Source organism: Cupriavidus sp. H19C3 (assembly GCF_049393815.1).
In the GTDB taxonomy this organism is placed as follows: Bacteria; Pseudomonadota; Gammaproteobacteria; order Burkholderiales; family Burkholderiaceae; genus Cupriavidus.
In genome coordinates, this window is sequence record NZ_CP184986.1 from 1,600,040 (window position 1) to 1,612,307 (window position 12,268).

Consider the following 12,268-nt stretch of genomic DNA (forward strand, 5'->3'; position numbering starts at 1 on the left):
CCGCCAGGAGTTCGTATGGAATCGCTGCTGGACCTCGCCCGCGACCCCGCCGCCTGGGCCGCGCTGGCCACACTGATCGCGATGGAGGTCGTCCTCGGGATCGACAACCTCATCTTCATTTCCATCCTCACCAACAAGCTGCCGGAAGACATGCGCGAAAAGGCGCGGCGTACCGGTATCGGGCTGGCGCTGTTCATGCGCCTCGGGCTGCTGGCGACCATCGCCATCATCGTTTCGCTGACCCAGCCGGTGTTCACCATCCTCGGCAAGGGCATTTCCTGGCGCGACATCATCCTGATCGCGGGCGGCGCGTTCCTGGTCTGGAAAGCGACGCGCGAAATCCACCAGCACGTGGCGCCGGACCCCGAGCATGAGGACGAGGCCACCGCCCTGCGCGCGGTGCCAAGCTTTACCGCGGCGATCGGGCAGATTCTGGTGCTCGACCTGGTGTTCTCGATCGACAGCATCATCACGGCGGTCGGCATGACCGACCATGTGCCGATCATGTTCATCGCCGTGATCGTGGCCGTCACCGTCATGCTCTTTGCCGCGGCGCCGCTGGCCAACTTCATCAACCGCAATCCGACCATCGTGATGCTGGCGCTCGCTTTCCTGATCATGATAGGCATGACGCTGATCGCGGACGGGCTCGGCCACCACGTGCCCAAGGGCTATATCTACACGGCGATGGCATTTTCGACGGCGGTGGAAGGATTGAACATGCTGGCGCGGCGCCGCAAGCGCAAGCCAACGTAGCGCGAGCGGTTATCATCAGCGCTGGCAGTCACGCATACCCCATGTCCATGCTTCCTCCCGATCTCGCCGGCAACGACGGCGCCCAGGCTTCGCTCCCGCGGTCCGAGCGCGCCTACCAGCAATTGCGCGCGGCCATCCAGGCCGGTCAGCTCTCCCCCGGCACGCGCCTGCGCGAAGTCGAACTCGCCGAATCGCTCGGCCTGTCACGCACGCCGGTACGCGAGGCGCTGTCGCGGCTAGAGTCCGAAGGCCTGGTCGTCAACGAGCCCAATCGCGGCATGATGGTCACGCAGCTCGATGCCAGCATGGTCAGCGAGATGTACGTCATGCGCGAGGTGCTCGAAGCCACGGCCGCCGCACTCGCCGCCCGCCATGCCACCGATGTCGAGATCTCGCTGCTGCGCGATATCGTCGAACGCGACCTGCTGCTGGCCGAGAACCCCGACCGGCTGGTGGCCAACAACCGCCTGTTCCACGAGACGCTGCACCGCTGCGCGCATAACCGCTACCTGCTCAAGACGCTGCGCACGTTGCATGAATCGATGGCGCTGCTGGGCCGCTCCACGCTGGCGGTGCCGGGCCGCGCGCGCGGCTCGTACGAGGAACACATGGCGCTGGTGGAGGCGCTCGAAGCGCGCAATCCCGCCCAGGCGGAGCAGATCGCACGCCGCCATATCCAGCAGGCCTACAAGGTGCGCCTGTCGCTCTGGGTCGAGGAACAATCGCGTTAGGTTAGTTAGGTAGGTAGATCAGGCAGGCCCGTGAGGCGGCGTGGAAGGGTCGATGATTGATCTATCGCAAGCGCCGGACCAGGACCGGATCTAGTCTGAAGCGAAACATCCGACCGGCAGGCTGAAGGTTCTGTTTGGACTCCTGGTCTGACTCGCGGCCCGCCGCGCGTACACGGTGACGATACGTTTGCGATGCCTGTTGCCCTGCCTTGCAGCATGCCTCGGTGCGGTGGCCAGTTCCGGCTGGGCGCAGGAACTGGAGCCACGTGCCTATTCGCCCGCGCCGGTGGGCACCCATTACCTGCTGGCGTCGTACACGCGGCTCGGCGGCGATGTGCTGACGGACCCTTCCCTGCCCATTACGGACGTGCAGGCCAGGATCGACCTTGTCTCGCTCGCCTACGTGCAGGTATTCGATCTGTTCGGGCGCACCGCATCGGTCGGGGTGGTCCTGCCCTATAGCCGCGGCCACGTATCTGGCAATATTTCCGGCAATATTTCCGGCAATGCGCCTGACGCGCCCGACAGCGTGTACCGGGCCGGCATCGGCGACGCCGCGCTGCGGCTGGCCGCCAACCTCGTGGGCGGCCCCGCGCGCGCGCCCGAGGCCTTTTTCGCGGACCCGCCCGGCACCACGGTCGGCGCCAGCGTGACCGTCGTCGCGCCCACGGGGCAGTACCATCCGGACCGGCTGGTCAACATCGGCGCCAACCGGTGGGCGATCAAGCCCGAGCTGGGCATCTCGTGGCCATGGGGCAACTGGTTCGCGGAAGGCTCCGCCGGTGTCTGGTTCTACACCACCAACGACGCGTTTCTCGGCGGCCGCGAGCGCAGCCAGCGCCCGCTGGGCGTGCTTCAGCTGCATGGCGGCTATCAGTTCCGGCAAGGCCTCTGGCTTGCCGCCGACGTGGGTTTCTACAGCGGCGGCCAAACCGCCGTGAATGGCGTCGACGGCGCCGACCGGCGCTCCAATACGCGCTACGGGCTCACCTTGTCCGTTCCGCTCGCACGCGCCTGGTCGGCACGGGTGAGTGCGTCGCGCGGATGGATCACGCGCACGGGTGGCGACTACCGATCAATCGCCCTGACCATTCAGTATCGCTGGATCGACTGAGACCAAAGCATCACCGTGCGGTGCCGCTTCCCTGACCTGGATCAACGCCATCGGTGGCGCCTCGACTAGGTTTCAGATGGCGGCCTGGCTTCCGGGAGGTTGAAGCAGCCGCAGCGCCAGCACACCGCTTCCGGCGGCACCTGGCTGGCGGCCAGCCCCGCAAGGGGGACTTCCGGCATCGAGGCGCAGACCATGGACGACACCACGCTTTCCACCGAACCGAGGCCTGCGGGTGGGCGTGCCGAGCCGGCGATGCGCTGGTTTCCCCCCGCGCGCTGGCTCGCGACGTACCGGCCCGAATGGCTCGCTCGCGACGCCATCGCGGGTGTCACGCTGGCCGCGTACGGCATCCCCGTGTCGCTGGCCTATGCATCGCTGGCCGGGCTACCGCCGCAATACGGCATCTATTGCTACCTGGCGGGCGGACTGTTCTACGCGTTGTTCGCCTCGTCGCGGCAGCTCGCCATCGGGCCCACCTCGGCCATCTCGATGCTGGTCGGCGTGAGCATCGCCGGCATGGCGGCGGGAGATCCCGGCCGCTGGGCATCGATTGCCTCGCTGACTGCGTTGCTGGTCGCCGCCATGTGCGTGCTGGCGTGGGCCTTCCGGCTGAGTTCGCTGGTGAACTTCATCAGCCAGACCATCCTGCTGGGCTTCAAGGCCGGCGCCGCGCTGACCATCGCATTGACCCAACTGCCCAAGCTGTTCGGCGTAAAGGGCGGCGGCGAGTTTTTCTTCGAGCGCATCGTCATACTGGGCCAGCAGCTGCCACACACGAACCTGACCGTGCTCGCGTTCGGACTCGCGGCCATCGCGGTGTTGATGCTGGGCGAAAAATTTCTGCCGGGCCGCCCCATTGCCCTGCTCGTGGTGGTGACGTCGATCGTGCTGCTGTCGGTCACGCCGCTTGGCACGTTCGGCTTCAAGCTCGTCGGCGCCATTCCCGAAGGCCTGCCGGCGTTGACCTTGCCCGCGCTGCGGCCGCGCGACGCGGACGGTGTCGTCGCGCTCGCATTTGCATGCCTGCTGTTGTCCTATGTGGAAAGCGTGTCCGCGGCGCGCGCCATTGCGCAGGCGCATGGCGATGACATCGATGCGCGGCAGGAGCTGCTTGCGCTCGGCGCGGCAAACCTCGGCGCGGCGCTGTTCCAGGGCTATCCCGTGGCAGGGGGCTTGTCCCAGTCGACCGTCAACGACCGCGCGGGCGCGCGTACTCCGCTGGCACTCATCTTCGCCTCCGTCACCATCGGGCTGTGCCTGCTGTTCCTGACCGGCCTGCTGGCCAACCTGCCGACCGTGGTGCTGGCAGCCATCGTGCTGGTGGCGGTCAAGGGGCTGGTCGATATCCGCGAGCTGCGTCATGTCTGGCACGTCAGCCGATACGAATTCCTGGTCTCGATGGTGGCCTTTGCCGCGGTGCTGCTGCTCGGCATCCTGAAAGGCGTGATCGTGGCCGTGCTGGTATCGATGCTGATGATCATCCGTCGTGCCGCGCATCCGCACGTAGCCGTGCTGGGCCGCATTCCCGGTACGCAGATCTACTCCGACCTCGAGCGCCACCCGGAGAACGAGGCCATACCGGGCGTGCTGATCGTGCGGCCGGAAGCGTCGCTGCTCTACTTCAATGTCGAGCATGTGCGCAATGCGGTGCGGCAGTGCATCGATACCGCAGCCGAGCCGCCGCGACTCGTCATATGCGATCTTTCGGCCTGCCCGGTGGTGGACCTTGCCGGGGCCGTCATGCTGGCGGCACTGTTCAAGGAACTGCAGGCCGCGAATATCGCGCTGCGCGTCGTGTCGGCACACGCGGGCGCGCGCGACATGCTGCGCGCGGAAGGCGTCGATGCGCATATCGGGGACTTTGGCCGGGGCACCACGGTCGCGGCGGCCGTCGACGCCTTTCTGGCCGACGCGGCCACGAACGCCGCACCGGACTGCAATGCGCCGGCACCAACCGGGACCACACCAAGCGGGACCACATCAGCCGGGACCACACCAGCGCGGACGACACCATAGGCCGGCATGCGATTTCGGGTGAGCATTCTGGCCGAACATACCGTCTGAACGGCGCGGAATGCCGCATTGTTTTACAAAGGCGAAAAGTGTGTTCCGCTCCGACGCTTTTTCAGCGCACGCGGGCTTGATATCGTGCTCCCTGAGGCCGGGGCTCTTCTCTCCTTCCGGCCTCGCGTCACCTCCGTGGCGGTTTTTTCTCATTAGTGTCGTCAGGCAGGGGTAGACTGTTCGTCCCGAATGCCGGTATGACACGGGGCGCGGCGCTTGCCGCGCCATCTCTTTTCTACCCCAGACGAGGAGGCCGCCATGCAAGGCAAGACCGTCAAGGTGCCTGGTCCCGATCATCCCATCGACATCAAGGCAGTCAACGGCCGCGTGGTCGTCACCGCGGGCGGACGCGTGATCGCGGACAGCCGCCGGGCACTTACACTGAAGGAAGCGACTTACCCCGCGGTGCATTACATCCCGCGCGAGGATGCTGACATGTCGCAGCTTTCGCGTACCATGCACACGACGTATTGTCCGTACAAGGGAGACTGCGCGTACTACAGCATTCCCCTGGGCGGCGCGCGTGGCAACAATGCGGTGTGGACCTACGAAGCCCCCTACGAAGCTGTCTCCGCCATCGCGGGACATCTGGCGTTCTATCCCGATCGGGTCGACAGCATCGAAGTCAGCACCTGATGCCACCCGCGGCCACCTGCGGCCACCCGACGCCCTGGGACGCGCGGCGTCCTGGCAACCATGTTCTAACAACTACAACGCGACACCATGGCATTGCAACACCAGAGCGTGCCCGCAGGGCACGCAAACCCGCTGCATGCGCGTTTTCTTGACGTCCGCCAGCGCACGCTTTCCCTCGTCGAACCGCTCAATCCCGAGGATATGGCCATCCAGTCGATGCCCGATGCCAGTCCCGCCAAATGGCACCTCGGCCATACGACGTGGTTTTTCGAAACTTTCATGCTGATGCCAAAACTGCGCGGCTACCAGCCATACGACGCGAGTTTCAGCTACCTCTTCAATTCGTACTACGAAGCGCTCGGCCCGCGCCAGCCCCGTCCGTTCCGCGGCCTGCTGAGCCGACCCACGGTCGACCAGGTCATGGCCTATCGCGCCCACGTCGATGCGCATATGCTCGCGCTGCTGGACAGCCATCCGGCGCAGGAACTTGCCGCCCTGATGGACCTGGGCCTGGCGCATGAAGAGCAGCACCAGGAATTGCTGCTGATGGACATTCTCCATCTGTTTGCGCAATCGCCGCTCAGGCCCGCCTACGACGCACGCTGGCCGCGCGACCGCGCTGCCGGGCGCGGGCGCTTCGTGCGCATGGAGGGGGGCCTGGTCGAGATCGGCAACGAGAGCGACAACAACGGGAGCCATCGCCACGGCGCATTCGCGTTCGACAACGAACTGCCGCGCCACCAGACCTATCTGGCGCCGTTCGAGATCAGCGACCGGCTCGTGACCAATGGCGAGTGGCTGCGCTTTATCAACGATGGCGGCTACCAGAAGCCCGAGCTGTGGCTGGCCGATGGCTGGGCACGCGTGAAGGCCGGCGAGCTCGCGGCTCCGCTGTACTGGGAGCACTCCGACAAAGGCTGGCAGGAAATGACGCTAGGCGGGTTGCGTTCGATCGACTGGGATGCGCCGGTCGTGCACGTGAGCTACTACGAAGCCAACGCGTACGCGCGCTGGGCGGGCATGCGCCTGCCGACGGAAGCCGAATGGGAAATCAGCGCGCATGCGGGCGTGCTGACGCAGGCCGATACCGTGGCCTGGCAGTGGACGCAGACCGCCTATGGCCCTTACCCCGGCTTCCGCGCCTCGATGGACGCGATTGGGGAATACAACGGCAAGTTCATGGTCAGCCAGCTGGTGCTGCGCGGCGGCGCCAGCGTGACGCCGCCCGGGCATTCGCGCCCGTCGTACCGCAACTTTTTCTATCCGCATATGCGCTGGATGTTCGCCGGCGTGCGGCTCGCGCGCGATCCCGGCTCCGTGGCCCCATTCCCCGCGGACGAGGACGCGGCCAGCAACGATGCGTTCAGGGAAGCCTTTGCCCGCGACGTCCGTATCGGCCTGGCGGGCCATGCCAAGTCGATGTCGCCGAAGTACTTCTACGACGCCGCCGGGTCCGCCCTGTTCGAGGCCATCTGCCGTACGCCCGAGTACTACCCGACGCGCACGGAATCCGCGCTGCTCGCGCGCATCGCCACGGATATCGTCGCGTCGTTTCCGGCCGGTACCGCGCTGATCGAGTTCGGCAGCGGCGCCAGCGAGAAGACCAACCTGCTGCTGGGCGCCAGCGACCGCATCGATACCTATGTGGCGATCGATATCAGCGGCGACGCGCTGGCCGGTGCGGCGGCACGCCTGACCGGGCGCTATCCGGCGCTGGCGGTGCATCCGCTCGAAGCCGACTTCACGCGACCGTTCGCGCTGCCGGCCGCGGCACGCCAGCGCCCGCGCGTCGGCTTCTTCCCGGGCTCGACCATCGGTAACTTCACGCACGACGATGCCGTCCGCTTCCTGCGCAATGCGCGCGAGATGCTCGGCGCCGATGCGCGCATGATCGTCGGCGCGGACATGGTCAAGGACCTGCCCACGCTGCTGCGTGCGTACGACGATGCGGAAGGCGTGACGGCACAGTTCAACAAGAACCTGCTGGCGCGCATCAACCGCGAGCTCGATGGCAGCTTCGATCCCGACACGTTCGACCACCTCGCGATCTGGAACGAGGCCCATCGCCGCATCGAGATGCATCTGGTCAGCCGGGTCGACCAGATCGTCCATGCGGCGGGGCAGTCGTTTACGTTCCGGCGCGGCGAGCGTCTGCATACCGAGAACTCGCACAAGTTCACGCCGGCATCGTTCTCCGAGCTCGCCGCCCGGGCCGGCTGGACGGTCGCGCGCCAGTGGGTCAGCGAGGCACCGGAGTTCGGCGTGTTCGAGCTGATCGGGCAGTAAGTCCGCTGCCGTCGTTCCCGACGGCAGACCCGCGAGCGGCCCCAGCCCCCCGGCTTGCTGCGCCGCAAAAAACAAAACCGGCCCGCCGCACACCATTGAGTGTGCGGCGGGCCGGTTTCACGTCAGGCATGCCGGGGATGGCCCCGGTGTGCCGTTATCGATTCGACAGATGCCGATCAGCCGTTGGCGTAGACCACCTTGGCCTTGCGCGCTTCGCTTTGCAGACGGGTGAAGATGCCTTGCACGGCGGCGATCACGCGCTTGACGTCGTTGGCAAAGCCCAGGCTTTGGGTCCCCAGCTCGCGCTCGATCAGATCGCGTTCGAGTTGGTCGGTCATCTTGATATCGGATTGGGTGTTCATGGCTTCCTTCCTTTCAGGGATAACCCTTATGGGGTTTTCCCGAATTGTAGCAAAAAGATTGTCGCAATGCAGCATTAGGTAATAGTGCGTAGTGTGGGCTGCGCAACATGTGGCGGCACAGCCACGTACGATCGCTCACATGGCGTCGTCATTCTTCTTGAAACAAGAACAATACCTTCGCGCCCACGCCATTTTTCGCCGGCTACGCTCGCTCTATGATGGTTTCCAGCACGACATTACGTGCGAAATCCACAACCAAAGGAAAAAGCCATCATGAAGCTCTATCACCATCCCCTGTCCGGCCACTCGCACCGCGCCCGCCTCTTCCTGTCGCTGATCGGGCAGCCGGTCGAACTGGTCGAGGTCGACCTGTCCAAGCGTGCGCACAAGGAACCCGCGTTTCTGAAGCTGAACCCGTTTGGCCAGTTGCCGGTGCTGGAGGATGGCGATCTGGCGGTGCCGGATTCGAACGCGATCCTGGTCTACCTGAGCAAGAAGTTCGGCAAAACCGACTGGCTGCCCGAGACGCCGGCCGAAGCCGCCGCGGTCCAGCGCTGGCTATCGGTCGCCGCCGGCGATCTGGCCGCGGGCCCGGCGGCCGCCCGCCTGATTACGGTCTTTGCCGCGCCGCTGGACCGCGACACGGTGGTCAGCCGCGCGCACGTGGTGCTCAAGCGCATCGACGACGCGCTCTCCGGCCGCACCTGGATTGCCGCCGATCACCCGACCGTGGCGGACGTGGCGCTGTACAGCTATACGGCGCGGGCACCGGAGGGCTTTGTCGACCTGAGCGACTACGCCAACGTCCGTCAGTGGCTGGCCCGCGTGGAAGCGCTGCCGGGGTTCGTGGAATTTCAGCGTACGCCGGTCGGCCTCGCCGCCTGACCACTGGCACGCCACTGAATCACGACCTCACCGTGGCCACGCCCCACGATCGCCACGCAACAGGAGCCATCATGCCCACCCTCCCCTGGCACGCCGGAGAACTCGCCCTGCAGTCGCGCACGGGCGTACTCGCCAAAATGGACGATGTCGGTCGCCGCTATATTCGCGACTACATGCCCGACCAGCATCGCGAGTTCTATGCGCAGCTGCCATTCGTCGTGCTGGGCACGGTGGCGCTCGACGGCCGGGTATGGGCCACGCTGCGCGCCGGTCGGCCGGGCTTCCTGGCGTCGCCCGACCCGCGCCGGCTCGACCTCGGAATTGCGCGGGAAGCCGCCGACCCGGCCGATGCCGGGCTGGAAGACGGCGCCGCGATCGGCATGCTCGGCATCGACCTCGCCACGCGGCGGCGCAATCGCGTCAATGGCGTGCTGCGTCATGCCGCCGGGGCGCTTTCCCATCTCGCCGTGGTGCACAGCTTTGGCAACTGTCCGCGTTACATCCAGCTGCGCGCGATCGAGTTCACCCGCGATCCCGCGGTACAGACCGACGTCGCGCCGCAGCGGCTCACGGCCCTCGACGCGCGCGCGCGTGCGCTGATTGCCGGTGCCGACACATTCTTCGTGGCGTCGTATGTCGATCGTGACGACGAAGGCCGGCAGGTCGACGTGTCGCACCGGGGCGGCAAGCCAGGCTTCGTGCGCCTCGATGCCGATGGCGGGCTGACGATTCCCGACTTTGCCGGCAACCTGTTCTTCAACACGCTCGGCAACCTGATGGCCAATCCCGTGGCCGGCGTGACGTTTGCCGATTTCAACACCGGTGAACTGCTGCAGATGAGCGGGCGCGCCGAGGTCTTGCTGGACTCGCCCGAAATCGCGGCCTTTCAGGGGGCCGAACGTCTCTGGCGCTTTATTCCCGAGATCATCGTGCGGCGCGAGCAGGCGTTGCCGATGCGCTGGGCGCAACGGCACGACGGCGCTTCGCCGAGTTCGCTGCTGACTGGCAACTGGAGCGAGGCGGCCGACCGCCTGCGGGCGGCCGCGCTGGCCAACCGCTGGCGGCCGTTCCGCGTGACGCGCATCGTGGAGGAAAGCAGCGTGGTGCGGTCTTTCCATCTGGAGCCGGCTGACGGTGCGGGCCAGATCGCCCACCGTGCCGGCCAGTTCCTGCCGATCCGCGTGGCGCTGCCGGGCGAGGACCAGCCGGTGACCCGCACCTACACGCTGTCGGTAGCGCCGTCCGATCCCGCCTATCGCATCAGCGTCAAGCGCGAGGGCCTGGTCTCGCGCCATCTGCACGACCACGTACAGGTCGGCGACATCATCGAGACGCGCGCGCCCGGCGGTGCATTCACGGTCGATCCCGCCGAGAAGCGTCCGGTGGTGCTGCTCGCGGCCGGTATCGGCGTGACGCCGATGCTCGCGATGCTGCGGCATATCGTGTACGAGGGCAAACGCAAGCAACGCGTGCGGCCGACCTATTTCTTCCACGCGGCGCGCACGCTCGCGGAGCGCGCGTTCTCGGCGGAACTGGCCACGCTGCAGGCGCACGGCAACGGGGCGATCGAGGTGGTACGCCTGCTCAGCGACCCGACCGGCGCACGCATCGGCGAGGACTACGACGAGTCCGGCCGCATCGATATCGACGTCCTGCGCGCGCATCTGCCCTTCGACGACTACGACTTCTACCTGTGCGGACCCACCGCGTTCATGCAGTCGATCTACGATGACCTGCGCGCGCTCAACGTGGCCGACGCGCGCATCCATGCGGAAGCCTTTGGCGCATCGTCGCTCACGCGCCACCGCGATACGCGCGCGGCGGACAAGGCCGCCGCCGCACCTGCCGCCGAACCGGTGCCGGTAGTATTCGTGCAATCCGCCAAGGAAGCCCGCTGGCATCCTGGCGCTGGCTCGCTGCTGGAGCTGGCGGAACAGCGCGGCCTTCAGCCCGAGTTCGGCTGCCGTGGTGGCAGTTGCGGCAGTTGCCGCACGCGCGTGGCGCAGGGCGCGGTGACCTATGCCACGCCGCCCGAATTCGACGTGCCGGAGGGCCAGGCATTGATCTGCTGCGCGGTGCCGGCGGCCGGCAGTGCGCCGCTGCATCTGGACCTGTAAGGCGATGCGCGCGCCGCGCGTATGTGGCGCGGCACGCAGGCGATCGTTGAGGTTTTCGCTGCGGCCGTCATCGCTGTGCGCCGCTGGCCTCCGCATGGCTGGCCAGATTGGCGCCGGCGGGTAGCGCGGCGTCGTGGTCCGCTTCCACCGCAAGCGGCGTGCCGCCCTCGACCAGCGCCTCGACGGGGGGCTGGTCCACCCACTGCCAGAACAGCTGATAGCCGACCGCAAGCGCGATCGGCCCGATAAACAGGCCGATCACGCCGCCGGAGACCATGCCGCCAAGCGCGCCGATCAGCACGACCGGCATCGGCACCTCGACGCCGCGTCCGAGCATCATCGGCTTGAGGACGTTGTCGGCCAGGCCGGCGATAAAGACATAGACGGCAAAGATCACGTTGCCGGCCGTCATGCCGTCGGTCGCAAACACATAGAGGATCACGGGCACCGTGATCAGCGTGGCCGGCAGTTGCATGATGCCGATCAGCAGGATCGCCAGCGCCAGCAGGCCCGCACCCGGTACGCCCCGGACCACGAAGGCAATGCCGATCAGCATCATCTGGATAAACGCGATGCCAACCACGCCCTGTGCCACCGCACGGATGGTGGCCGTGCACAGGGCCGTGATGCGCGCGCCGCGGCCCGGTCCCATGATGCGCGTCATGATCCGCACCGCAGCGCGCTCGCCGGACTCGGCGTAAGCCATGAAGATACCGGCGATGATCAACGCGCCCACGAAGATCAGCAGGCCGACCCCGACGCCGCCGGCAGCGCCGAGCACGGTCATGCTGGCGGCCTTGAGTTGCGGCGCCAGCTTCTGCACCATCGCCGTGCCGTCGGTGGCGGCCAGCATCCAGAGGTCGTGGAGCGGCTGGCCGATCAACGGCCAGCCGGCCACCGATTCGGGCGGCAGCGGCACCGCGAACTTGCCGTGCCGTGCAATCTCCATGGCATGTTCGACGGACTGGATCAGCGCCGTGCCCAGCAGATAGGTGGGCACCAGCAGAATGGCGACGACGAGGAAGATCAGCAGCGCGGCGGTGCGCCCCTCGCTGGCGAAGACCTTGCCGCGCAGGCGGCGCTGCAGCGGATAGAGCGTGATCGCCAGGATCAGCGACCACAACATCAGATTGAGGAAGGGGCGGAAGATCTGGAAGCAGAACACCGCCAGCAAAGCGATCAGCCCGAAGCGGATGAAGATGTCGATCATCGTCCGGGAGTACGTGGCAACCGAAAACGGGGCGTGTAGCATCGACAGCCTCCTTGCGGCACGTAATAACGCACTATCAAGGTAGGTCGCCGTATCGTCGATTGCAA

At 66.5% G+C, this 12,268-nt stretch carries 10 protein-coding genes; 8 read left to right on the forward strand and 2 right to left on the reverse strand.

The window, feature by feature from the left end:
* The first annotated feature begins 15 nt into the window (after positions 1–15).
* The 6 genes from DFLDMN_RS26750 (at position 16) to egtB (ending at position 7,587) form a co-directional block, all read left to right on the forward strand.
* Positions 16–756, forward strand: a complete 741-nt coding sequence (locus tag DFLDMN_RS26750; protein ID WP_423198765.1) for a TerC family protein — start codon at positions 16–18, stop codon at positions 754–756.
* Between the two features lie 47 nt (positions 757–803).
* On the forward strand, positions 804–1,487 hold the full coding sequence (locus DFLDMN_RS26755; RefSeq protein ID WP_423200587.1) for a GntR family transcriptional regulator: 684 nt from the start codon (positions 804–806) through the stop codon (positions 1,485–1,487).
* Positions 1,488–1,686: 199 nt separating this feature from the next.
* Positions 1,687–2,601, forward strand: coding sequence for a transporter (locus tag DFLDMN_RS26760; protein WP_423198766.1), 915 nt, complete (start codon positions 1,687–1,689; stop codon positions 2,599–2,601).
* A 252-nt stretch (positions 2,602–2,853) separates the two neighbouring features.
* The gene (locus DFLDMN_RS26765; RefSeq protein ID WP_423200588.1) at positions 2,854–4,617 is read left to right on the forward strand and encodes a SulP family inorganic anion transporter; all 1,764 of its coding nucleotides are present in this window, start codon (positions 2,854–2,856) and stop codon (positions 4,615–4,617) included.
* Positions 4,618–4,923: 306 nt separating this feature from the next.
* On the forward strand, positions 4,924–5,301 hold the full coding sequence (locus DFLDMN_RS26770; protein ID WP_423198767.1) for a DUF427 domain-containing protein: 378 nt from the start codon (positions 4,924–4,926) through the stop codon (positions 5,299–5,301).
* 87 nt (positions 5,302–5,388) lie between these two features.
* On the forward strand, positions 5,389–7,587 hold the full coding sequence (gene egtB / locus DFLDMN_RS26775; protein ID WP_423198768.1) for an ergothioneine biosynthesis protein EgtB: 2,199 nt from the start codon (positions 5,389–5,391) through the stop codon (positions 7,585–7,587).
* A gap of 176 nt (positions 7,588–7,763) precedes the next feature.
* Here egtB and DFLDMN_RS26780 read toward each other — a convergent pair whose 3' ends face one another.
* A complete protein-coding gene (locus DFLDMN_RS26780; protein ID WP_423198769.1) occupies positions 7,764–7,949 on the reverse strand; it encodes a hypothetical protein in 186 nt (61 codons plus the stop codon).
* 273 nt (positions 7,950–8,222) lie between these two features.
* On the opposite strand from DFLDMN_RS26780, the gene DFLDMN_RS26785 reads away from it, so the two are divergent.
* Both DFLDMN_RS26785 and DFLDMN_RS26790 read left to right on the forward strand, forming a co-directional pair.
* Complete coding sequence (locus DFLDMN_RS26785) at positions 8,223–8,834, forward strand: glutathione S-transferase family protein (RefSeq protein WP_423198770.1); 612 nt, start codon at positions 8,223–8,225, stop codon at positions 8,832–8,834.
* Between the two features lie 71 nt (positions 8,835–8,905).
* On the forward strand, positions 8,906–10,951 hold the full coding sequence (locus DFLDMN_RS26790; protein ID WP_423198771.1) for a pyridoxamine 5'-phosphate oxidase family protein: 2,046 nt from the start codon (positions 8,906–8,908) through the stop codon (positions 10,949–10,951).
* A 67-nt stretch (positions 10,952–11,018) separates the two neighbouring features.
* Here the strand turns inward: DFLDMN_RS26790 and DFLDMN_RS26795 are convergent, their stop codons facing one another.
* A complete protein-coding gene (locus tag DFLDMN_RS26795) occupies positions 11,019–12,203 on the reverse strand; it encodes an AI-2E family transporter (RefSeq protein WP_423198772.1) in 1,185 nt (394 codons plus the stop codon).
* Between the last annotated feature and the right edge of the window lie 65 nt (positions 12,204–12,268).

Bases quoted from the DNA above. Each gene is read 5' to 3' on its own strand.
- DFLDMN_RS26750 (WP_423198765.1), top strand. From the start codon at position 16: ATGGAATCGCTGCTGGACCTCGCCCGCGACCCCGCCGCCTGGGCCGCG.
- DFLDMN_RS26755 (WP_423200587.1), top strand. From the start codon at position 804: ATGCTTCCTCCCGATCTCGCCGGCAACGACGGCGCCCAGGCTTCGCTC.
- DFLDMN_RS26765 (WP_423200588.1), top strand. From the start codon at position 2,854: ATGCGCTGGTTTCCCCCCGCGCGCTGGCTCGCGACGTACCGGCCCGAA.
- DFLDMN_RS26770 (WP_423198767.1), top strand. From the start codon at position 4,924: ATGCAAGGCAAGACCGTCAAGGTGCCTGGTCCCGATCATCCCATCGAC.
- egtB (WP_423198768.1), top strand. From the start codon at position 5,389: ATGGCATTGCAACACCAGAGCGTGCCCGCAGGGCACGCAAACCCGCTG.
- DFLDMN_RS26780 (WP_423198769.1), bottom strand. From the start codon at position 7,949: ATGAACACCCAATCCGATATCAAGATGACCGACCAACTCGAACGCGAT.
- DFLDMN_RS26785 (WP_423198770.1), top strand. From the start codon at position 8,223: ATGAAGCTCTATCACCATCCCCTGTCCGGCCACTCGCACCGCGCCCGC.
- DFLDMN_RS26790 (WP_423198771.1), top strand. From the start codon at position 8,906: ATGCCCACCCTCCCCTGGCACGCCGGAGAACTCGCCCTGCAGTCGCGC.
- DFLDMN_RS26795 (WP_423198772.1), bottom strand. From the start codon at position 12,203: ATGCTACACGCCCCGTTTTCGGTTGCCACGTACTCCCGGACGATGATC.